Annotated in this window: 23 protein-coding genes; 13 read left to right on the plus strand and 10 right to left on the minus strand. The window is 59.1% G+C overall.

The annotated features are described in order from the left end of the window. Window positions 1-49: 49 nt before the first annotated feature. The 6 genes from ACYZT8_RS04375 to ACYZT8_RS04400 form a co-directional block, all read right to left on the minus strand. Window positions 50-1,543 carry an RNA polymerase factor sigma-54 gene (locus ACYZT8_RS04375; RefSeq protein ID WP_401356199.1) on the minus strand — a complete coding sequence of 498 codons (1,494 nt, stop codon included), beginning with the start codon at window positions 1,541-1,543 and terminating at the stop codon, window positions 50-52. Between the two features lie 184 nt (window positions 1,544-1,727). Beyond that, window positions 1,728-2,453 (minus strand): LPS export ABC transporter ATP-binding protein, encoded by a 726-nt coding sequence (lptB, locus tag ACYZT8_RS04380; protein ID WP_109627985.1) that lies wholly within the window; start codon window positions 2,451-2,453, stop codon window positions 1,728-1,730. Continuing rightward, on the minus strand, window positions 2,453-3,001 hold the full coding sequence (lptA, locus tag ACYZT8_RS04385) for a lipopolysaccharide transport periplasmic protein LptA (protein WP_461979519.1): 549 nt from the start codon (window positions 2,999-3,001) through the stop codon (window positions 2,453-2,455). The genes lptB and lptA overlap by 1 nt, the downstream gene beginning before the upstream one ends. Further along, window positions 2,988-3,560: an LPS export ABC transporter periplasmic protein LptC gene (gene lptC, locus ACYZT8_RS04390; protein WP_461979521.1), complete on the minus strand. Its 573-nt coding sequence runs from the start codon at window positions 3,558-3,560 to the stop codon at window positions 2,988-2,990. The genes lptA and lptC overlap by 14 nt, the downstream gene beginning before the upstream one ends. Window positions 3,561-3,568: 8 nt before the next feature. Beyond that, entirely contained in the window at window positions 3,569-4,093 is a 525-nt protein-coding gene (locus ACYZT8_RS04395; RefSeq protein ID WP_461979523.1) for a KdsC family phosphatase, read from the minus strand. Beyond that, entirely contained in the window at window positions 4,093-5,067 is a 975-nt protein-coding gene (locus tag ACYZT8_RS04400) for a KpsF/GutQ family sugar-phosphate isomerase (protein WP_403101191.1), read from the minus strand. The genes ACYZT8_RS04395 and ACYZT8_RS04400 overlap by 1 nt, the downstream gene beginning before the upstream one ends. Before the next feature lie 277 nt (window positions 5,068-5,344). Here ACYZT8_RS04400 and ACYZT8_RS04405 point away from each other — a divergent pair, with 277 nt between their 5' ends. The 10 genes from ACYZT8_RS04405 (at window position 5,345) to hisC (ending at window position 13,284) form a co-directional block, all read left to right on the plus strand. Next, window positions 5,345-6,154, plus strand: coding sequence for an ATP-binding cassette domain-containing protein (locus ACYZT8_RS04405; RefSeq protein ID WP_131061203.1), 810 nt, complete (start codon window positions 5,345-5,347; stop codon window positions 6,152-6,154). Beyond that, a complete protein-coding gene (mlaE, locus tag ACYZT8_RS04410) occupies window positions 6,154-6,951 on the plus strand; it encodes a lipid asymmetry maintenance ABC transporter permease subunit MlaE (RefSeq protein ID WP_010463310.1) in 798 nt (265 codons plus the stop codon). The genes ACYZT8_RS04405 and mlaE overlap by 1 nt, the downstream gene beginning before the upstream one ends. Continuing rightward, window positions 6,951-7,418: an outer membrane lipid asymmetry maintenance protein MlaD gene (mlaD, locus tag ACYZT8_RS04415; RefSeq protein WP_010463308.1), complete on the plus strand. Its 468-nt coding sequence runs from the start codon at window positions 6,951-6,953 to the stop codon at window positions 7,416-7,418. Before mlaE ends, mlaD begins: the two co-directional genes overlap by 1 nt. A gap of 11 nt (window positions 7,419-7,429) precedes the next feature. Continuing rightward, entirely contained in the window at window positions 7,430-8,071 is a 642-nt protein-coding gene (locus ACYZT8_RS04420; RefSeq protein WP_461979526.1) for an MlaC/ttg2D family ABC transporter substrate-binding protein, read from the plus strand. After that, window positions 8,068-8,373 carry an STAS domain-containing protein gene (locus ACYZT8_RS04425; RefSeq protein WP_461979528.1) on the plus strand — a complete coding sequence of 102 codons (306 nt, stop codon included), beginning with the start codon at window positions 8,068-8,070 and terminating at the stop codon, window positions 8,371-8,373. The genes ACYZT8_RS04420 and ACYZT8_RS04425 overlap by 4 nt, the downstream gene beginning before the upstream one ends. A gap of 113 nt (window positions 8,374-8,486) precedes the next feature. Further along, the gene (locus tag ACYZT8_RS04430) at window positions 8,487-8,726 is read left to right on the plus strand and encodes a BolA family protein (protein WP_007912386.1); all 240 of its coding nucleotides are present in this window, start codon (window positions 8,487-8,489) and stop codon (window positions 8,724-8,726) included. 22 nt (window positions 8,727-8,748) lie between these two features. Further along, window positions 8,749-10,014, plus strand: coding sequence for a UDP-N-acetylglucosamine 1-carboxyvinyltransferase (gene murA, locus ACYZT8_RS04435; protein WP_461979530.1), 1,266 nt, complete (start codon window positions 8,749-8,751; stop codon window positions 10,012-10,014). A gap of 128 nt (window positions 10,015-10,142) precedes the next feature. Beyond that, window positions 10,143-10,778, plus strand: coding sequence for an ATP phosphoribosyltransferase (gene hisG, locus ACYZT8_RS04440; protein WP_007901570.1), 636 nt, complete (start codon window positions 10,143-10,145; stop codon window positions 10,776-10,778). 125 nt (window positions 10,779-10,903) lie between these two features. Next, window positions 10,904-12,229 carry a histidinol dehydrogenase gene (hisD, locus tag ACYZT8_RS04445; protein WP_461979532.1) on the plus strand — a complete coding sequence of 442 codons (1,326 nt, stop codon included), beginning with the start codon at window positions 10,904-10,906 and terminating at the stop codon, window positions 12,227-12,229. A gap of 2 nt (window positions 12,230-12,231) precedes the next feature. Further along, window positions 12,232-13,284: a histidinol-phosphate transaminase gene (gene hisC, locus ACYZT8_RS04450; protein WP_461979534.1), complete on the plus strand. Its 1,053-nt coding sequence runs from the start codon at window positions 12,232-12,234 to the stop codon at window positions 13,282-13,284. Between the two features lie 70 nt (window positions 13,285-13,354). On the opposite strand, the gene ACYZT8_RS04455 is transcribed toward hisC, so the two are convergent. From ACYZT8_RS04455 to algW, 4 genes are all read right to left on the minus strand, one after another. After that, window positions 13,355-13,756, minus strand: coding sequence for a hypothetical protein (locus tag ACYZT8_RS04455; protein WP_461979536.1), 402 nt, complete (start codon window positions 13,754-13,756; stop codon window positions 13,355-13,357). Between the two features lie 142 nt (window positions 13,757-13,898). Then, the gene (locus ACYZT8_RS04460; protein ID WP_461979538.1) at window positions 13,899-14,627 is read right to left on the minus strand and encodes a DUF4198 domain-containing protein; all 729 of its coding nucleotides are present in this window, start codon (window positions 14,625-14,627) and stop codon (window positions 13,899-13,901) included. Between the two features lie 12 nt (window positions 14,628-14,639). Continuing rightward, the gene (locus ACYZT8_RS04465; protein ID WP_461979540.1) at window positions 14,640-16,745 is read right to left on the minus strand and encodes a TonB-dependent siderophore receptor; all 2,106 of its coding nucleotides are present in this window, start codon (window positions 16,743-16,745) and stop codon (window positions 14,640-14,642) included. An 86-nt stretch (window positions 16,746-16,831) separates the two neighbouring features. Beyond that, entirely contained in the window at window positions 16,832-17,992 is a 1,161-nt protein-coding gene (gene algW, locus ACYZT8_RS04470; RefSeq protein ID WP_461979542.1) for a Do family serine endopeptidase AlgW, read from the minus strand. Between the two features lie 102 nt (window positions 17,993-18,094). Here algW and ACYZT8_RS04475 point away from each other — a divergent pair, with 102 nt between their 5' ends. From ACYZT8_RS04475 to cysN, 3 genes are all read left to right on the plus strand, one after another. Further along, window positions 18,095-18,853, plus strand: a complete 759-nt coding sequence (locus tag ACYZT8_RS04475) for a Nif3-like dinuclear metal center hexameric protein (protein WP_461979544.1) — start codon at window positions 18,095-18,097, stop codon at window positions 18,851-18,853. 255 nt (window positions 18,854-19,108) lie between these two features. Next, window positions 19,109-20,026: a sulfate adenylyltransferase subunit CysD gene (gene cysD / locus ACYZT8_RS04480; protein WP_090175435.1), complete on the plus strand. Its 918-nt coding sequence runs from the start codon at window positions 19,109-19,111 to the stop codon at window positions 20,024-20,026. Window positions 20,027-20,035: 9 nt separating this feature from the next. Then, a complete protein-coding gene (gene cysN, locus ACYZT8_RS04485) occupies window positions 20,036-21,934 on the plus strand; it encodes a sulfate adenylyltransferase subunit CysN (protein WP_461979546.1) in 1,899 nt (632 codons plus the stop codon). The last annotated feature ends 101 nt before the right edge of the window (window positions 21,935-22,035 follow it).

Here is a 22,035-nt window from a genome sequence, read left to right on the forward strand (position 1 = left end):
ATAAAGCGGCAGGCAGAAATGCCTGCCACTGGAACGCTGTGGCGTGGCTCTACATCAACCGCTTGCGTTCGCTCGAAGGCGCGATCCCGAGGGATTCGCGGTACTTGGCGACGGTGCGGCGAGCCACCTGAATGCCTTGTGCCTCCAGTAAACCAGCGATCTTGCTGTCACTCAACGGCTTTTTCTGATTTTCCGCAGCAACCAGTTTTTTGATGATCGCGCGGATCGCTGTGGACGAGCATTCACCGCCTTCGGAGGTGCTGACGTGGCTGGAGAAAAAGTATTTCAGTTCATATATGCCCCGAGGGGTATGCATGAATTTCTGCGTGGTCACCCGTGAAATCGTTGACTCATGCATCCCCACCGCTTCGGCGATGTCATGCAGCACCAACGGTTTCATCGCTTCGTCGCCGTATTCCAGGAAGCCGCGCTGATGCTCGACAATCTGGGTGGCTACTTTCATCAGGGTTTCGTTGCGGCTTTGCAGGCTCTTGATGAACCAGCGGGCTTCTTGCAACTGATTGCGCATGAACGTGTTGTCGGCGCTGGTGTCGGCGCGGCGCACAAAACCGGCGTATTGGGCGTTGACCCGCAGCCGTGGTACGGATTCCTGGTTCAGCTCGACCAGCCAGCGCTCGTTGTCCTTGCGCACGATCACGTCAGGAACAACGTATTCGGCTTCGCTGGATTCGATCTGCGAGCCTGGACGCGGGTTGAGGCTCTGCACCAGCTCGATCACCTGGCGCAGTTCATCTTCCTTGAGCTTCATGCGGCGCATCAGCTGGCTGTAGTCGCGGCTGCCGAGCAGGTCGATGTAGTCGCTGACCAGACGCTTGGCTTCGGCCAACCAAGGCGTCTTGGCGGGCAGTTGGCGCAGTTGCAGCAGCAGGCATTCGCCCAGGTTGCGGGCGCCAATGCCGGCAGGTTCGAATTGCTGGATGCGGTGCAGGACGGCTTCGATCTCGTCCAGTTCGATGTCCAGTTCCGGATCGAAGGCCTCGAGAATTTCCTCGAGGGTTTCGTCCAGGTAGCCCTGATTGTTGATGCAGTCGATCAGGGTCACGGCGATCAGACGATCGGTGTCGGACATCGGTGCCAGGTTCAGTTGCCACAGCAAATGGCTTTGCAGGCTTTCGCCGGCCGATGTGCGGGTGGTGAAATCCCACTCGTCGTCATCGTTGCTCGGCAGGCTGCTGGCGCTGGTCTGGTAGACGTCTTCCCACGCGGTATCGACGGGCAGTTCGTTGGGAATGCGCTCGTTCCAGTCACCTTCCTCGAGGTTATCCACCGTGGGGGCGGTTTCCTGGTAGGAGGGTTCCGAAACATCGGCGTTGGGTAGTTGTTCGGCTTTGTCGGCCAAGGGGTCGGCGTTATCGAAGTCGTCGCCTTCTTCCTGGCGTTCGAGCATCGGATTGGACTCCAGGGCCTCCTGGATTTCCTGTTGCAGGTCCAGGGTCGACAATTGGAGCAGGCGGATGGCCTGTTGCAGCTGCGGTGTCATCGTCAGCTGCTGGCCCATTCTCAAGACTAGCGATGGTTTCATGGCAGGGGCTTAACACCTTATTCGCCGGCGCACATGCGCCATCCACTACAGGGCGCCGGAGCGCCAAACATAAGCAAATTATATGCCCGAAACTGCAGCGTTTGCCTAGAGCGCTGTAACAATAAAAAAGTATTGATTTTTTATCGAGACAAGCGCTCGGACAATCAGCCAGACACCTCAGTGCTTAAAGGCGGAACTCATGGCCCAGATACACTTCCTTGACCAGTTCGTTGGCCAGGATGGTGGCGGAGTCACCTTCAGCGATCAGCTGGCCATCATTGACGATGTAGGCGGTTTCGCAGATGTCCAGGGTTTCACGGACGTTGTGGTCCGTGATCAGCACGCCAATGCCTTTGGCCTTGAGGTGATAGATGATCTGTTTGATGTCGCCCACCGAAATCGGGTCCACACCGGCGAAAGGTTCGTCGAGCAGGATGAATTTCGGGTTGGTGGCCAGTGCCCGGGCGATTTCCACACGGCGACGTTCACCACCGGACAGGCTCATGCCGAGGTTGTCGCGGATGTGGCTGATATGGAATTCCTGCAGCAGGCTTTCCAGCTCCTTGCGACGATCGGCTTTGTCGAGTTCCTTGCGGGTCTCGAGGATGGCCATGATGTTGTCGGCCACCGACAGTTTGCGGAAGATCGACGCTTCTTGCGGAAGATAGCCGATACCGGCCTTCGCACGACCGTGCATCGGCTGGTGGCTGACGTCCAGGTCGTCGATCAGTACGCGACCCTGATCGGCCTGCACCAGGCCAACGATCATGTAGAAGCAGGTGGTCTTGCCGGCGCCGTTAGGACCCAGCAGGCCGACGATCTGACCGCTGTCGATGGACAAGCTGACGTCACGCACGACCTGTCGGCTCTTGTAGCTCTTGGCCAGATGCTGAGCTTTCAGAGTTGCCATTACTGGGCCTTTTTCTCGTCGGTTTTCGGCTTGGGCTGGATCACCATGTCAATGCGCGGACGCGACTCGGTGACCTTGCTGCCCGTAGCACGCCCGGCGCTCGCAAGCTTTTTCGCGGTGTCGTAGACGATTTTTTCACCTTGGGTGACGTTGTTGTCCTTGTCGACAACTTTTGCCTTATCGATCAGCACGACGCGATTTTGCGAGGCGTGGTACTGGATAGTCACACCCCAGCCCTGAACAGGCTTGGTGTCACCGGCAGTTTGCAGTTGCTCGAAGTAGGCGAGGTTGCCCACCGAAGTCACCACGTCGATGTCGCCAGCCGCAGTGCGGGTGATGGTCACGGTGTTGCCGGTGACCTTCATCGAGCCCTGAGTAATGATCACGTCACCTTTATAGGTGGCAATGCCATTCTTGTCGTCCAGTTGGGCGTCGTCGGCCTGAATGCGGATAGGCTGCTCTTGATCGTTCGGCAGAGCCCAGGCGCTCACGCTTCCCAGTGCTGCGCCCAGACTGAGCAAAATAGGGAGAGTTTTAACGAGCCTCATACTGTCCTCTTACGTTCGATAGCAGGTGTATCCTGCTTTCTTTCAAGTACGCTTTCATTCCGTTGCCTGTCGATACACCGCCAGCGCCGTCGATTCTAACGGGTTGATCGGTCTGCGCATATTGCTGCTGCGGGAACACTGTCATTCGGGTGGTGGTAATCAGGGTTTTGCGGTTTTTCTCGTCAAAACGCGTGATGCGTACCGAGTCGATCAGTTCGACCTGAGTGCCGTCCGGGTTGACTTCGCCGTGCTCACTCTGCACGTGCCACGGGAACTCGGTGCCGCGGAACATGTTCAGGTCAGGGTTGGTCAGCAACGTCACCTCGCTCGCTTTCAGGTGTTCGACCTTGTCGGACGTCATTTCGTACTGCAATTTGCCGTCCGGCAGGAACTGCACGCTGTGAGCGTTGAGGGCGTAATAGTCGATCGCGCTTTCATCGACCGTCACCACCGGCTTGTCGAGGAAGCGTTCCGGGCTGATGTTCCAGTAGCCGACCGCGGCAAACAGCGCCGCGATGCAACCGAACACCAGGATGTTGCGAATCTTTTTGCTCAGCATAATGGGGCTCACAGGTACGCGGCGTTGGCCGCATCGAGGCGGCCCTGGGCGCGCAGGATCAATTCACAGAATTCGCGAGCAGCACCTTCGCCACCACGGGCCTGGGTGATGCCATGGGCGTGTTCACGCACGAAGCTGGCGGCGTTTGCTACAGCCATGCCCAGGCCAACGCGGCGAATCACCGGCAGGTCCGGCAAGTCGTCGCCCAGATAGGCGACCTGCTCATAGCTCAGGTTGAGTTGAGCCAGAAGTTCGTCGAGTACCACCAGTTTGTCTTCGCGCCCCTGGTAAACGTGAGGAATGCCGAGATTCTTCGCTCGACGTTCGACCACCGGGGTCTTGCGGCCGCTGATGATAGCTGTCTGCACGCCGGCTGCCATCAACATCTTGATGCCTTGACCGTCGAGGGTGTTGAACGTCTTGAATTCGCTGCCGTCTTCGAGGAAGTACAGGCGCCCGTCGGTCAGCACGCCATCGACGTCGAACACTGCGAGTTTGATCTGTTTGCCGCGTTGCAGCAGGTCCGTGCTCATTACATTACTCCCGCACGCAGCAAGTCGTGCATGTTCAAGGCGCCGACCGGGCGGTCTTCGCTGTCGACCACGACCAGTGCGTTGATCTTGTGGTCTTCCATGATTTTCAGGGCTTCGGCGGCGAGCATCTCGGCGCGAGCGGTTTTGCCATGCGCGGTCATGACCTGATCGATGGTGGCGCTGTGGATATCGATGCTGCGGTCCAGTGTGCGGCGCAAATCACCGTCGGTGAAGATTCCGGCCAGTTTGCCGTCGGCTTCCAGGATCACCGTCATGCCCAGGCCCTTGCGGGTCATTTCCATCAGCGCGTCCTTGAGCAGCGTGCCGCGCTGAACCTGCGGCAGCTCTTGACCGGCGTGCATGACGTTTTCAACCTTCAGCAGCAGGCGTCGGCCCAGCGCGCCACCCGGGTGGGAAAACGCGAAGTCTTCAGCGGTAAAGCCGCGGGCTTCCAGCAGTGCAACGGCCAGGGCATCGCCCATGACCAGCGCGGCGGTGGTCGACGAAGTCGGTGCCAGGTTCAGCGGGCAGGCTTCGTGCTCGACGTGAACGTTGAGGTTGACCTCGGCGGCCTTGGCCAGTGCCGAGTCCGGATTGCCGGTCACGCTGATCAATTTGATGCCCAGACGCTTGATCAAGGGCAGCAGGGTGACGATTTCATTGGTGGAACCGGAATTCGACAGGGCCAGGATGATGTCGTCGCGAGTGATCATGCCCATGTCGCCGTGACTGGCTTCGGCTGGGTGCACGAAAAACGCTGTGGTGCCGGTGCTGGCCAGGGTGGCGGCGATTTTGTTGCCGATGTGCCCCGATTTGCCCATGCCGACCACGACCACGCGGCCTTTGCTCTCCAGAATCATCTCGCAAGCGCGTACGAAATCTGCGTCGATATGGGGCAGCAAGCCTTGTACGGCTTCCAGTTCGAGGCGGATGGTGCGTTGTGCAGATTGAATCAGGTCGCTGGATTGGCTCATGTCAGAAATCGTATAGCCTGATGAAAAGGCGGCGATTATAGCGGTAATGATCAAAACCCTCACGCAAGTTCGTCACGCTTTGTCATTCCCTGTTACCTAATCCCCTCCGGATGAGGCTTTTTGCCTGTCATGTTGCTGAACATGGGCGGGCTTGGGCCTTGGGCGCTTGGCCTTTGCAGTGATATAGTTCGCCGCCAGTTCGGCCTGCCCGGGGAGGTATGTGCTTTCGTCAGGAAGCCAGGCGTCCGAGTGTGAGGCTGCATCGCAAGGAGTTTAGATGAGTGCCGATAACGCCTACGCGGTCGAGCTGAAGGGACTGTCCTTCAAGCGCGGTGCGCGCAGCATTTTCAATAACGTCGATATCCGTATCCCGCGCGGCAAGGTCACCGGCATCATGGGGCCTTCCGGGTGTGGCAAGACCACGCTGTTGCGATTGATGGGCGCACAGTTGCGACCCACCAAGGGCGAGGTCTGGGTCAATGGCCAGAACCTGCCGAAGCTGTCGCGCAGCGATCTGTTCGATGCGCGCAAGCACATGGGCGTGCTGTTTCAGAGCGGCGCGCTGTTTACCGACCTCGATGTGTTCGAGAACGTCGCCTTTCCGCTGCGCGTTCATACCGAGCTGCCGGAAGAAATGATCCGTGACATCGTCCTGCTCAAATTGCAGGCCGTGGGGTTGCGTGGCGCTATCGACCTGATGCCCGACGAACTGTCCGGTGGCATGAAGCGCCGTGTCGCGCTGGCGCGGGCGATTGCCCTCGATCCGCAGATCCTCATGTATGACGAACCCTTTGTCGGCCAGGACCCTATCGCCATGGGCGTGCTGGTGCGCCTGATCCGATTGCTCAACGATGCGCTGGGCATCACCAGTATTGTGGTCTCCCACGATCTGGCCGAGACAGCCAGCATTGCCGATTACATTTATGTGGTGGGCGACGGACAAGTATTGGGGCAGGGCACTCCCGAGGAGCTGATGAACTCGCAGGAGCCGCGTATTCGTCAATTCATGACCGGCGATCCCGACGGTCCGGTCGCATACCACTTTCCAGCGACGGATTACCGCGCAGATCTTCTGGGGAAGCGTTGATGCGCAAGATTTCACTATTGGAACGCGTGCGTCGTTTCGGCCATGCCGGCATCGATGTGCTGGCGGTGTTCGGGCGTTCGGCGATTTTCCTGTTTCATGCCTTGCTCGGCCGCGGCGGTATCGGCGGCGGTTTTGGCCTGCTGATCAAGCAACTGCACTCGGTGGGCGTGATGTCCCTGGTGATCATTGTGGTCTCCGGGGTGTTCATCGGCATGGTGCTGGCGCTGCAAGGCTTCAACATTCTGTCCAGCTACGGTTCGGAGCAGGCGGTCGGGCAGATGGTTGCACTGACGCTGTTGCGTGAACTTGGCCCCGTGGTCACGGCATTGCTGTTCGCCGGGCGCGCAGGTTCGGCGTTGACCGCCGAAATCGGCAACATGAAGTCCACCGAACAGTTGTCCAGTCTGGAAATGATTGGCGTCGACCCGCTCAAGTACATCATTGCCCCACGCCTGTGGGCCGGCTTCATTTCCCTGCCGGTGCTGGCGATGATTTTCAGCGTGGTGGGCATCTGGGGCGGTTCGTGGGTGGCAGTCGACTGGCTGGGTGTCTATGAGGGTTCCTACTGGTCCAACATGCAGAACAGCGTGACGTTCACTGACGATGTGCTCAACGGCATCATCAAAAGCATCGTCTTCGCCTTCGTCGTGACCTGGATTGCCGTATTCCAAGGCTATGACTGCGAGCCCACTTCCGAGGGGATCAGTCGTGCCACTACCAAGACCGTGGTGTATGCCTCATTGGCTGTACTCGGCCTGGACTTTATTCTGACCGCCTTGATGTTTGGAGATTTCTGATGCAAAACCGCACCCTGGAAATCGGTGTCGGCCTTTTCTTGCTGGCTGGCATCCTGGCTTTGCTGTTGCTAGCGTTGCGGGTCAGTGGCCTGTCCCCAAGTGCCACCACCGATACTTATAAACTTTATGCCTATTTCGACAATATCGCCGGTTTGACGGTCAGAGCTAAAGTGACCATGGCCGGTGTGACCATCGGCAAGGTCACGGCGATCGATCTGGACCGCGACAGTTTCACCGGTCGAGTGACGATGCAGCTGGAAAAGCGCGTAGATAACCTGCCGACTGACTCCACTGCATCTATCCTGACTGCTGGCCTGTTGGGCGAGAAGTACATCGGTATCAGCGTGGGCGGCGAGGAAGGCTTGCTCAAGGATGGTGGAACCATTCACGACACCCAGTCGTCGCTGGTGCTCGAGGACCTGATCGGTAAATTCCTGCTCAATACCGTTAGCAAAGACGCCAAATGAGGAGCTTTTGAATGATCTCTACCTTGCGACGTGGTCTGTTGGTATTACTCGCGGCCCTGCCGTTGATGGCTAACGCCGTGGCAGCGCCCTCAGCGCACGAAATCGTGCAGGACACCACCAGTCGGTTGCTGGCCGATCTGTCGGCCAATAAAGAGAAATACAAGCAGGACCCGCAAGACTTTTACACGGCGCTGAACACCATCGTCGGGCCAGTCGTGGATGCCGAGGGCATTTCCAAAAGCATCATGACGGTCAAGTACTCGCGTAAAGCCACGCCTGCGCAGATGAAGACCTTTGAAGAAAACTTCAAAAAGGGTCTGTTCCAGTTCTATGGCAACGCCTTGCTCGAGTACAACAACCAGGGCATCACCGTCGATCCTGCCAAGGATGAGTCGGGAGACCGTACCAGCGTCGCCATGACGGTCAAAGGCTCCAACGGCTCGATCTATCCCGTGTCGTACACACTCGAGAAGATCAATGGCGAGTGGAAACTGCGCAACGTGATCATCAACGGTATCAACATCGGCAAGCTGTTCCGCGATCAGTTCGCTGATGCGATGCAGCGCAATGGCAATGACCTGGACAAGACCATCAACGGTTGGGCCGGGGAAGTCGCCAAGGCCAAGGCATCGACTGAGAAGCCAGCCCAATGAGTGTGTCGGCCATTCGCATGAGCGATTCCGGCGAACTGCGGCTTAGCGGCATGCTGGATTACCGCACCGGCCCTGGTCTGCGCAAGCAGGGGCAGGCGTTGATCAAGTCCAGCAAGGCTGCCGAAGTGGTGGTCGATTGTTCGGCGGTGTTGAAGTCCAGCAGCGTGGGCTTGTCCCTGCTGCTGTGCTTCATGCGCGATGCTGAGGCGGCCGGCAAGGCGCTGACCATCCGCGGGATGCCAGAAGACATGCGCGAAATCGCTCAGGTCAGTGAATTGACCGAGCTGTTGGCGCATCCCTAACCGCATCTATAAAGAAGCCCCCCGTCAGAGTCCTGCTTCGCGGGGTTCGCAGGCGCGGGGCTTTTTTGTATGATGTCCGACCCGCGCGCACAGGGCGCCGATTGAGGTTGAGCATGCAGGCCGTAGAAGTGAAGAGCTTCCTTGAAGGAAAGCTGCCCGGAACGTTGGTAGAAGTTGAGGGCGAAGGCTGCAATTTCCAGCTGAACGTGATTAGCGATGAACTGGCGGCGTTGAGCCCGGTGAAGCGTCAGCAGCAGATCTATGCCCATTTGAACCCATGGATCACCGATGGCAGCATCCATGCGGTCACTATGAAATTTTTCAGCAGCGCGGCCTGGGCCGAGCGCACCTGAGCCCAAGGGCGTCGAGATTCTTATGGATAAATTGATTATTACTGGCGGCGTTCGTCTTGATGGCGAAATCCGCATCTCCGGGGCAAAGAACTCTGCCCTGCCGATCCTGGCTGCAACCCTGCTGTGCGATGGCCCGGTAACCGTTGCCAACCTGCCGCACCTGCACGACATCACCACGATGATCGAGCTGTTCGGTCGCATGGGCATCGAGCCGGTAATCGACGAGAAGCTCAGCGTCGAAATCGACCCGCGCACCATCAAGACCCTGATCGCTCCGTACGAACTGGTGAAGACCATGCGTGCGTCGATCCTGGTGCTGGGCCCGATGGTTGCCCGTTTCGGTGAAGCCGAAGTCGCACTGCCTGGCGGTTGCGCCATCGGCTCGCGTCCGGTTGACCTGCACATCCGTGGTCTCGAAGCCATGGGCGCGGTCATCGATGTCGAAGGCGGCTACATCAAGGCCAAGGCGCCAGAAGGCGGCTTGCGCGGTGCGCACTTCTTCTTCGACACCGTCAGCGTAACCGGTACCGAAAACATCATGATGGCCGCCGCTCTGGCCAAGGGCCGCAGCGTTTTGGCCAACGCCGCGCGCGAGCCTGAAGTCGTCGACCTGGCGAACTTCCTGATCGCCATGGGTGCCAAGATCACTGGCGCCGGCACCGACACCATCACCATCGATGGCGTTGAGCGTCTGCACCCGACCACCTACAAAGTGATGCCTGACCGTATCGAAACCGGCACCTACCTGGTGGCAGCAGCCGTGACCGGCGGTCGTGTGAAGGTCAAGGACACTGATCCGACCATCCTCGAAGCCGTTCTTGAGAAACTCAAGGAATCGGGTGCGGAAATCACCTGCGGCGAAGACTGGATCGAGCTGAACATGCACGGCAAGCGGCCAAAAGCCGTCAACGTGCGGACCGCTCCTTACCCGGCGTTTCCGACCGACATGCAAGCGCAGTTCATCTCCCTCAACGCCATTGCCGAAGGCACGGGCGCAGTGATCGAGACGATCTTCGAAAACCGCTTCATGCACGTTTACGAACTGCACCGCATGGGCGCGCACATCCAGGTCGAAGGCAACACCGCCATCGTTACCGGCATCGAAAAGCTCAAGGGCGCGCCAGTCATGGCCACCGACCTGCGTGCTTCGGCCAGCCTGGTGATCTCGGCACTGATCGCCGAAGGCGACACCCTGATCGACCGCATCTACCACATTGACCGTGGTTACGAGTGCATCGAAGAGAAACTGCAGATGCTCGGCGCCAAGATCCGCCGCGTACCGGGCTAGTTTCTGCTGCATGGGCACAAGGATGCGCCCGTTGAATTTGTTTCAAGTCGAGCCTGTTTCAGGCTCGATGTGTGTCCGGCGCCGTTTGCGACCGGGCATCAGTAGCCTGATAAGGACTGACGTTTCCCATGTTGACCATCGCACTGTCCAAGGGCCGCATCCTTGACGACACCCTGCCGCTTCTGGCTGAAGCGGGCATCGTGCCGACCGAGAATCCGGACAAGAGCCGCAAGCTGATCATCCCCACGACTCAGGCCGATGTGCGTCTGCTGATCGTGCGCGCCACCGATGTGCCGACCTACGTCGAGCATGGTGCCGCGGACCTGGGCGTCGCCGGTAAAGATGTGCTGATGGAATATGGCGGCCAGGGCCTGTACGAACCTCTGGACCTGCGAATTGCTCTTTGCAAGCTGATGACCGCCGGCCGTGTCGGCGACGTCGAGCCCAAGGGCCGCCTGCGCGTTGCGACCAAGTTCGTCAACGTTGCCAAGCGTTACTACGCCGAGCAGGGCCGTCAGGTCGACATCATCAAGCTTTACGGTTCGATGGAACTGGCGCCGCTGATCGGTCTGGCGGACAAGATCATCGACGTGGTCGACACCGGTAACACCTTGCGTGCCAATGGCCTGGAACCTCAGGATTTCATTGCCGACATCAGCTCCCGGCTGATCGTCAACAAAGCTTCGATGAAAATGCAGCACGCCCGTATCCAGGCGTTGATCGACACCCTGCGCAAGGCAGTGGAGTCTCGACACCGCGGCTGATTCACCTGCGCGACGTCAAGTCGCGCCGTCTATCCGCCTCATAGCCAGAATTCTCAGGTGCCCAAGCGGATCGAATGTTAGCTTCGGGCGCCTGAGATTTTTGCCAATCCTATGAGGCTCTCGCTATGACCGCACCGACTGCAATTCGCCGACTCAACGCTGCTGACCCGGATTTCGCGCATCATCTGGATCATCTGCTGAGCTGGGAAAGTGTGTCTGACGACTCGGTCAATCAGCGAGTGCTGGACATCATCAAAGCCGTGCGCGAGCGTGGCGATGCAGCGCTGGTGGACTTCACCCGGCAATTCGACGGCCTGGACGTTGCGTCCATGGCGGATCTGATCCTGCCGCGCGAACGCCTGGAATTGGCCCTGACCCGGATCACCGTGCCTCAGCGCGAAGCGCTGGAAAAAGCCGCGACCCGAGTCCGTAGCTACCACGAAAAACAGAAGCAGGATTCCTGGAGCTACACCGAAGCCGACGGTACGGTGCTCGGTCAGAAGGTCACGCCGCTGGATCGCGCCGGCCTGTACGTCCCGGGCGGCAAGGCGTCGTACCCGTCCTCGGTGCTGATGAATGCGATTCCGGCCAAGGTCGCCGGTGTGACCGAAGTGGTCATGGTGGTGCCGACCCCGCGTGGTGAAATCAACGAATTGGTGCTGGCCGCGGCCTGCATCGCCGGTGTCGACCGCGTCTTCACCATCGGCGGCGCGCAAGCGGTTGCCGCGTTGGCTTACGGCACCGAAAGCGTGCCGAAGGTCGACAAGGTGGTCGGTCCGGGCAACATCTATGTCGCCACCGCCAAGCGCCACGTGTTCGGCCAGGTCGGCATCGACATGATCGCCGGCCCATCGGAAATCCTCGTGGTATGCGACGGCCACACCGATCCGGACTGGATCGCCATGGACCTGTTCTCCCAGGCCGAGCACGACGAAGACGCCCAGGCGATTCTGGTCAGTCCGGACGCCGAGTTCCTCGACAAAGTCGCGGCCAGCATCGCCAAACTGCTGCCGACCATGGAGCGCGCCGAGATCATCGAAACCTCGATCAATGGCCGTGGCGCGTTGATCAAGGTTCGCGACATGGAACAAGCCATCGAAGTGGCCAACCGCATTGCGCCGGAGCACCTGGAGTTGTCGGTCGCCGATCCGCAAGCCTGGCTGCCGCTGATCCGTCACGCGGGCGCGATCTTCATGGGCCGTCACACCTCCGAAGCCCTGGGCGATTACTGCGCAGGTCCGAACCACGTTTTGCCGACGTCCGGCACTGCGCGCTTTTCCTCGCCGCTGGGTGTGTACGACTTCCAGAAACGCTCATCGATCATCTTCTGCTCCGAGCAGGGTGCGTCCGAACTGGGCAAAACCGCTTCCGTGCTGGCCCGTGGCGAGTCGCTGACCGCCCACGCCCGCAGCGCCGAATACCGCATCGTTGACGAGCAAAAGGGGAACTGAACATGAGTAAATTCTGGAGCTCGTTCGTCAAGGATCTGGTGCCTTACGTGCCGGGCGAGCAGCCGAAACTGGCGAAGCTGGTAAAGCTCAACACCAACGAAAACCCTTACGGCCCATCGCCAAAAGCCTTGGCGGCGATGCAAACCGAACTGAACGATAACTTGCGTCTGTACCCGGACCCGAACAGCGATCTGCTGAAAAACGCGGTGGCTGCGTATTACGGCGTGAAGGCCAATCAGGTGTTCCTCGGCAATGGTTCCGATGAAGTCCTGGCGCACATCTTTCACGGTTTGCTCCAACACGATAAACCGCTGCTGTTCCCGGACATCAGCTACAGCTTCTATCCGGTCTACTGCGGTTTGTATGGCATCAAGTTCGAGGCGGTGCCGCTGGACGAGCGGTTCCAGATCAACCCCGCGGACTACGCCAAGCCAAACGGCGGAGTCATCTTTCCGAACCCGAACGCGCCAACCGGCTGCCTGCTGGCACTGGACGCGGTGGAGCAAATCCTCAAGGCCAGCCCGGATTCGGTGGTTGTGGTGGATGAGGCTTACATCGACTTTGGCGGCGAGACGGCGATCACGTTGGTAGACCGTTATCCGAATCTTCTGGTGACTCAGACCCTGTCCAAGTCCCGCTCGCTGGCTGGGCTGCGCGTTGGTCTGGCAGTGGGGCATCCGGATTTGATCGAGGCGCTGGAGCGGATCAAGAACAGCTTCAACTCCTACCCGATTGATCGCATGGCGAATGTCGGTGCAGCCGCCGCGTTCGAGGATCGCGAGTACTTCGACAAGACCTGCCGGTTGGTCATCGAGCATCGTGAGTGGGTCGTTGCGCAACTGGAAGGGAAGGGCTTTGAAGTGCTGCCTTCGGCGGCGAACTTCATTTTTGCTCGTCATCCGAAGCACGATGCGGCCGGGCTGGCGGCGAAGTTGCGCGAGCAAGGTGTGATCGTCCGGCACTTCAAGCAGGAGCGGATTGCGCAGTTCCTGCGGATCTCGATTGGTACGCCTGAACAGAATCAGGCGCTGGTCGACGGCCTCGGCGACCTTTAAATCAACACCATTTTGTGGGAGCGTGGCTTGCCCATCACGCTCCCACAATATGATGTGATGTAACAGAACACTATTGCCAACGAACATCAAACGTACCCGTGTAATTTTTACGTTCCTTGTCGATGAATTTAAATGTACCCGTGGCCTCTAGATTGGATGAGAACGTAACGGTAACTTCCCCAGTTTCTGCGTTATGGCGCGTCCCTGCATTTTCGAAAAACCACTCAACGTATGGCTTGCCTTGGAAATCAGTCGGGTAATGATAGGTTTCTGTTGTCCGTGGTTTAGCTTCCTTTGCGTACCCGATCCAAACACCCGCTTCATTACCCCGACTTCCTCTTAAATAACCTCCGTTGTCCTCAACATAAGCATGGCGCTCGACATCGGTGAAGGTCATTGGGATCGGGTTGCCTTGAATGTTTACGACGAATTCGCCGACTCGTTGTAATTTTTCCGGTTTTTCTGGATTCATGTTCGATCTCTCAATGGATTAACTGCTTTTAGCAGAGTGACCGTGCTGGAAACTCTGTCCTGGCAACGTTAATCTCGCCCCTATAGGGGAATCTACTGTCAGAAATGACAGTAGATTAGATCGTTTAGAAATAGCTCATTGATCATTCGTGATGCGGTTCGCCGAGGAACGTCAGTGAGCTGAATACCCCGCGCGTTGCTACATCTGGATTGTCCTTCAGCACAATCTCCATCTGCGCCGAAATCACATTCAACCCCTCATTACGCACCACCACCTGCGCCCGACCATCCTTATCCGTCTCAGTGCTCAACGTATTCGGCGCACTTCGATAGTCGCCAATCAATTTCACACCCGCCGCCGGTTTCCCATCCAGTAGCACCCGCACTGGCAGCAATTTGCCCGGCCCGACCGTCAGCGGATCAACCTCCGGCAGAATCAGCAGTTTCATCTGATCAAGCTTCGGCAACTTCGCCCCGGGCTGATAAATCGCCAGGCTGTATTTGAAGGTCTGTGTCGACTCGATCGCTCCCGGCACTTTGCTGCGGCCTTCGTTGATCCATTTTTTATCCGCCGTCTGCGACCACATGCCATTGTCCAGCGCCACCGCCATCACGGCGGGCGGCTTCAGCGGTTGCAGGCGTGCGTGATCGGCCAGGCGCTGCACGGTCACCGGGATCATTTTGCCGCTGACGTCATACGCCCAGGCGCCGCTGATTTTCTGCGCCTTGAAGGCGTTGTCTTCGGCGCCGTGGCCGTAAATCACTTCGATGTTGCCGCGACGTTGTTCGGTCCAAAGGCCATGGGCCGAGACCTGGCCGGTAAACAACAGGCCGAGCAGCAGGCTGAGCAGTGCGGGTTTGAGGTGTTGCATGGGAACTTCCTTTTACAGATTGAGTGTGAGGCTGACGGTGAAATTGCGCGGCTCGCCGGGGTTGACCCAGTAGTTGCTGTACGAGCGCTCGTAGTATTTCTCGTCGAACAGGTTGTTCAGGTTCAGGCCGACAGTGACGTTTTCACTGGCCTTGTAATGGGCCAGCAGGTCGACGGTGTGGTAGGCCGGCAACTCGAAATCGCTACCGGATTCGCCCGAGCGATCGCCGACGTAGGTGAACGCCGCGCCGACGTCGGAACCGCGCAAATGGCCATTCTGAAATTCATAAACGCCCAGCAGACTGCCGCTGCGTTTGGCGACGCCGAGGATTCGGCTGCCGGTGGGAATAACTTTGTCGCCCTGGGTGACCTCGGCGTCGATGTAGGCGAAGGCACCGATCACCCGCACGGCGTCGGTGACTTGCCCGGTGACTTGCAGGTCGAATCCCTGGCTGCGGGCCTTGCCCATGGCGCGGCTGGTGTCCGTGCCCGGGTCGAGTGCGAGCACATTTTCCTTTTCGATATGAAAGGCGGCGAGGGTGGTGCTCAAGCGGTCGTCGAACAGCTCGCTCTTGATCCCGACTTCGTATCCGACGCCTTCTTCCGGGTCGAAGGATTTGCCACCCGCGTCCAGACCATTGTTTGGTTTGAACGAGGTGGAGGCGTTGGCAAACAGACCGACTTCGGGTGTCAGCTGATAGAGCAGGCCGGCCCGCTGGGTCAACGCGTCGTGGCTCTGACGGCTGGTGGCGCCGCGGCTGTGATCGTCGATGCTTTGCTCGAAGTGTTCGAAGCGTGCACCCAGCATGCCGCGCAGTTTGTCGGTGAAGACGATCTGATCCTGCAGGTTCAGCGCCTGGCTTTCGACGTGTTCAAACAAATCAGTGCCGGAGCGCGTGCCGTTGGGTTTTGGCTGGCCGTAGACCGGCTGATAGATATCGATGGCGTAGGGGCCACCGGCAATGGTCGTGACCCGTTCGTTTTTACGGAAGTTCTCGTACTCGGTGCCAATCAGCAGTTCGTGCTGCCAGCTGCCGAGGTCGAACAGACCGCGTAATTCGAGTTGGGTGATGCTGTCGTGCCAGTTCGTATCGCGCTCACGATAACGTCGATTGAGCGTGTGGCCGTCGGCATTCAACGGGCGGTTTTCCGAGGCGTAGCCCCAGAGTTTGCCTTCCTTGTAATGGCTGGCCAGGCGCAGTTTCCAACTGTCGTTGAGATGGTGTTCGAGCGTGGCTTGCAGCAGGTTGTTGTGGTTATCGATGTTGCCGTCATTGGGTTCGCCGAGGAAGGTCGAACGAGAAACGCCGCTCCACGTGTTGTTCGGCGCGACGATGCCGCGATCGAACGTGGAGCTGTGACGGACGAATTCGCTCTCCACCAAGAGGCTGGTGTCCGGGTTCAGTTGCCAACTGAAGGAGGGCGCGACGAACACTCGCTGGCTGTCTACGTGATCGCGGAAGCTGTGGTTGTCCTCGACCGCCAGGTTGATTCGGGACAGCACGTTGGCGTCGTCATCCAGCGGCGTGTTGACGTCCAGCGCAGTTCGATAACGATCCCAACTGCCGGCGCTGGTTTGCAGGGTGGTGAAGGCTTCAGGCTGGGGTTTCTTGGTGACGATGTTGACCGTGCCGCCTGGATCGCCGCGTCCGTAGAGACTGGCGGCGGGGCCTTTGAGCACTTCGATGCGCTCGATGTTGGCCACGTCCGGCGTACTCGGGTAACCCCGGTTGGCGCTGAAGCCATCCTTGTAGAACTCCGACGTGGTGAAGCCGCGCACGCTGTATTCATAAAGCGTCAGACCGCCGAAGTTGTTTTGCTTCGACACGCCGCCGGCAAAATCCAGGGCACGCTCGACGCTGGTGCTGCCCAGGTCGTTGAGCACGCTGACGGGAATGACGCTGATGGATTGCGGGATATCGCGAATGGCGGTGTCGGTTTTGGTCGCGCTGGAAGAACGCGTTGCGCGGTAACCCGTGACCGGGCCGGTGGGGGATTCGTAGTCGGAGGTGACGCTGATCGCATCCAGTTCGAGGGTGCCGGGCTCTTCGGCGAAGACCGGATCACCCAGCAGGCCGAGGGCAAGACTTGCCACGGAAGCCATTTTTCGAGATGACATGTTATGTTGTTCCAATAGAGATATTGAAACAATATAACATGCCTAATGAGAATGTCTGCTGTTAGCCGGAGAGCCTCGGGCTGGCTTCAGTTTTCTTCTTTTTCTTTGACCGGCGCCGGTGGCGGTCGCAGGCCGATTTCAGCGGTGAGCTTCAGCTCTTTGCCGTTGCGCATCACCTGAATCGTGACTTTGTCGGTCGGTTTGATCCGCGCGACCTGGTTCATCGAACGACGACCATCGCCGGCCGGTTCGCCGTCGATGCTGAGAATCACGTCACCCAGTTGCAGGCCGGCCTTCTGCGCCGGACCGTCACGGAAAATCCCCGCGACCACAATGCCCGGTCGCCCCGACAGACCAAACGATTCCGCCAGTTCCTGGGTCAACGGCTGCACTTCAATGCCCAGCCAACCGCGAATCACCTGGCCGTGTTCGATGATCGACTTCATCACTTCCATGGCCAGTTTGACCGGGATCGCAAAACCGATGCCTTGCGAGCCGCCGGACTTGGAGAAGATCGCCGTGTTGATCCCGGTCAGGTTGCCGTTGGCATCCACCAGTGCGCCACCGGAGTTGCCAGGGTTGATCGCAGCGTCGGTCTGGATGAAGTCTTCGTAGTTGTTCAGGCCCAGCTGGTTACGCCCGGTGGCGCTGATGATGCCCATGGTCACTGTCTGGCCGACGCCAAACGGGTTGCCGATGGCCAGGGCAACGTCACCGATGCGGATGTTGTCGGAGCGGCCGACGGTGATCGACGGCAGATTCTTCAGATCGATCTTCAGGACCGCGAGGTCGGTTTCCGGGTCGCTGCCGATCACGCGGGCCAGGGTTTCACGTCCATCCTTGAGCGCGACCACAATCTGGTCGGCGCCGCTGGTGACGTGGTTGTTGGTCAGCAAATAGCCTTCCGGGCTCATGATCACGCCGGAACCCAGGCTCGACTCCATGCGCTTCTGCTTGGGCGAGTTGTCGCCGAAGAAACGGCGGAACTGCGGATCTTCGAACAGCGGATGATTTGGTTTGTTGATGACTTTGGTGGTGTACAGGTTCACCACCGACGGCGCGGCCGTGGTCACCGCGTCGGCATAGGACACCGGACCCTGTTGCGCGGTGGTGCTTTGCGGCGCTTGCTGCAGGTTGACGTCGAGACTCGGCAGCCCGACCCACTCCGGAAAACGCTGGATGATCAGTAAAGCGATAAGCACGCCGGCCAACAGCGGCCAGCCGGAAAAACGCAGCGCCTTGAGCATTAAGCACGTCCTGAAAGGTTGCAGGCGGTATGAGACCGCCCATAATGTCGCGCATTATACGAGGCGCAGCTCGCCTCTGAACGGGATATTTAGGAGTCTTTTATGGCCGTCGCCCTGAGCACACTGGTCGAAGAAGCCGACCGTTACCTTAACAGCGCCAGGATTGCCGATTACTGCCCCAACGGCTTGCAGGTCGAAGGCCGGCCGCAGGTGATGCGCATCGTCAGTGGCGTGACCGCCAGCCAGGCGTTGCTGGACGCCGCCGTCGAAGCCGAGGCCGATCTGGTGCTGGTGCATCACGGCTATTTCTGGAAGGGCGAGAACCCGTGCATCACCGGCATGAAGCAGCGTCGGTTGAAAACCCTGCTCAAGCACGACATCAGCCTGTTGTCCTATCACCTGCCGCTGGATCTGCACGCGGAAGTCGGTAACAACGTGCAGTTGGCACGTCAGCTCGAGATCACGGTCGAAGGCCCGCTGGATCCGGACAATCTCAAAGTTGTCGGCCTGGTTGGCTCGTTGAGCGAACCGATGACGCCCCGTGATTTCGCCCGTCGTGTGCAGGAAGTCATGGGTCGTGAGCCGCTGCTGATTGAAGGCAGCGAGATGATTCGCCGCGTGGGCTGGTGCACCGGTGGCGGCCAGGGTTACATCGATCAGGCGGTGCTGGCCGGTGTCGATCTGTACCTCAGCGGCGAGGCCTCCGAGCAAACTTTCCACAGCGCCCGGGAAAACGACATCAGCTTCATCGCCGCCGGCCATCACGCCACCGAGCGGTACGGAGTGCAGGCGCTGGGTGATTACCTCGCGCGTCGGTTTGCCGTTGAGCACATCTTCATCGATTGCCCGAATCCGATCTGAGATCACGCAGATCAAAATGTGGGAGCGAGACCGGCTTGCCGGCGATGGCTGCATCACATGCGACATCGATGTGACCGATACACCGCAATCGCGAGCAGGCTCGCTCCCACAGGGTCTTCGGCGCCCAAACGAGGGGGTATATTCATATACCCTTTCGATCTAGCCCACGTCCTGATTAGAAGAGGTCGCTGTGCTAGGATTCCCCGCTCGAACACGGCCCGCTGGCCGTCCATAAGATCGTTTTCGTGAGTAGCCATGGTCGACAAACTGACGCATCTGAAACAGCTGGAGGCCGAAAGCATCCACATCATCCGCGAGGTCGCCGCCGAGTTCGATAACCCGGTGATGCTGTACTCCGTCGGTAAAGACTCCGCCGTGATGCTGCACCTTGCGCGCAAGGCATTCTTCCCGGGCAAACTGCCGTTCCCGGTGATGCACGTCGACACCCGGTGGAAGTTCAAGGAGATGTACGCGTTCCGCGACCGCATGGTCGAAGAGCTCGGCCTTGACCTGATCGTGCACGTGAACCCCGATGGCGTCGCGCAGGGCATCAACCCGCTGACCCACGGCAGTGCCAAGCACACCGACATCATGAAAACCGAAGGCCTGAAACAAGCCCTCGACAAGTACGGTTTCGACGCCGCTTTCGGTGGCGCTCGCCGCGACGAAGAGAAGTCCCGCGCCAAAGAGCGCGTGTATTCCTTCCGCGACACCAAGCACCGCTGGGACCCGAAAAACCAGCGTCCAGAGCTGTGGAACGTCTACAACGGCAACGTCAACAAGGGCGAATCGATTCGCGTGTTCCCGTTGTCGAACTGGACCGAGCTGGATATCTGGCAGTACATCTACCTCGAAGGCATCCCGATTGTGCCGCTGTATTTCGCCGCCGAGCGCGACGTCATCGAGATGAACGGCACCTGGATCATGATCGACGACGAGCGCCTGCTCAATCATTTGAGCGATGAAGACAAGGCGCGCATCGTCAAGAAGAAGGTCCGTTTCCGTACACTCGGCGATTACCCGCTGACCGGTGCGGTCGAGTCCGAGGCCACCAGCCTGACCGACATCATTCAGGAAATGCTCCTGACGCGAACTTCCGAACGCCAGGGCCGGGTCATCGACCATGATGGCGCAGGCTCGATGGAAGAAAAGAAACGTCAGGGTTATTTCTAAGGGGTTGTCATGTCGCACGCATCTGATTTGATCAGCGAGGACATCCTCGCCTACCTGGGCCAGCACGAACGCAAGGAAATGCTGCGCTTTCTGACCTGTGGCAACGTCGACGACGGCAAGAGCACCCTGATCGGGCGCCTGCTGCACGACTCCAAGATGATCTACGAAGATCACCTGGAAGCCATCACCCGCGACTCGAAAAAAGTCGGCACCACCGGCGAAGACATCGACCTGGCGTTGCTGGTCGACGGCCTGCAGGCCGAGCGTGAACAAGGCATCACCATCGATGTCGCGTACCGCTATTTCTCCACCGCCAAACGCAAATTCATCATCGCCGACACCCCTGGCCATGAGCAGTACACCCGCAACATGGCCACCGGTGCGTCCACCTGTGACTTGGCGATCATCCTGGTCGACGCTCGTTACGGCGTGCAGACCCAGACCCGTCGCCACAGCTTCATCGCCTCGTTGCTGGGCATCAAGCACATCGTGGTTGCCATCAACAAGATGGACCTCAACGGCTTCGACGAAACCGTCTTCGAGTCGATCAAGGCCGATTACCTGAAGTTCGCCGAAGGCATCGCCTTCAAGCCGACCACCATGGCCTTCGTGCCGATGTCGGCGCTCAAGGGCGACAACGTGGTGAACAAATCCGAGCGCTCGCCGTGGTACACCGGCCAGTCGCTGATGGAAATTCTCGAGACCGTCGAGATCGCCAACGACCGCAACTACACCGACCTGCGTTTCCCGGTGCAGTACGTCAACCGTCCGAACCTGAACTTCCGTGGTTTCGCCGGTACGCTGGCCAGCGGTGTCGTGCACAAGGGCGACGAAGTCGTTGTGTTGCCGTCGGGCAAGAGCAGCCGTGTGAAATCCATCGTCACCTTCGAAGGTGAGCTGGAGCACGCCGGTCCAGGTCAGGCTGTAACGCTGACCATGGAAGACGAGATCGACATCTCTCGCGGCGACTTGCTGGTGCACGCCGATAACCTGCCGCAAGTGACCGACGCCTTCGACGCCATGCTGGTGTGGATGGCCGAAGAGCCAATGCTGCCGGGCAAGAAATACGACATCAAACGCGCCACGAGTTACGTGCCGGGTTCGATCACCAGCATCGTCAACCGCGTTGACGTGAACACCCTGGAAGAAGGTCCTGCCAGCTCGTTGCAGTTGAACGAGATCGGTCGGGTCAAGGTCAGCCTCGACGCCGCGATCGCGCTGGACGGTTACGCAAGCAACCGCACCACCGGTTCGTTCATCGTGATTGATCGTTTGACCAACGGCACTGTTGCCGCCGGGATGATCATCGCTCAGCCGTTGGCGCATGGCAGCAGCACGCACCACGGCAAACTCGCGCACGTTGCCACCGAAGAACGCGCCCAGCGTTTCGGCCAGCAACCGGCCACCGTGTTGTTCAGCGGTTTGTCGGGCGCGGGCAAAAGCACCCTGGCCTATGCGGTTGAACGCAAGCTGTTCGACATGGGCCGTGCGGTGTTCGTACTCGATGGCCAGAACCTGCGTCACGACCTGAACAAAGGTCTGCCACAGGATCGCGCCGGGCGTACCGAGAACTGGCGCCGTGCAGCACACGTTGCACGTCAGTTCAACGAAGCCGGCCTGGTGACCCTGGCGGCCTTCGTTGCGCCGAGTGCTGAAGGGCGTGAGCAGGCCAAGGATTTGATCGGCAAGGAGCGTCTGCTGACGGTCTACGTCCAGGCCTCGCCGACGGTCTGTGCCGAGCGTGATCCGCAAGGTCTGTACGCGGCGGCCGGGGATAACATCCCGGGCGATTCCTTCCCGTACGACGTGCCGCTGGACGCCGACCTCGTGGTCGACACCCAGTCGCTGTCGCTGGAAGAAAGCGTCAAGCAAGTGCTGGATCTGCTGCGCAAGCGTGGCGCGATCTAAGCCTTAGCTGCGAATAAAAAACCCGCCGATGAGTGATCATCGGCGGGTTTTTTTGTGTCCCTGAAACCGCCATCGCTGGCAAGCCAGCTCCCACAGGTGGT

This window comes from Pseudomonas sp. LB3P93 (assembly GCF_054898025.1).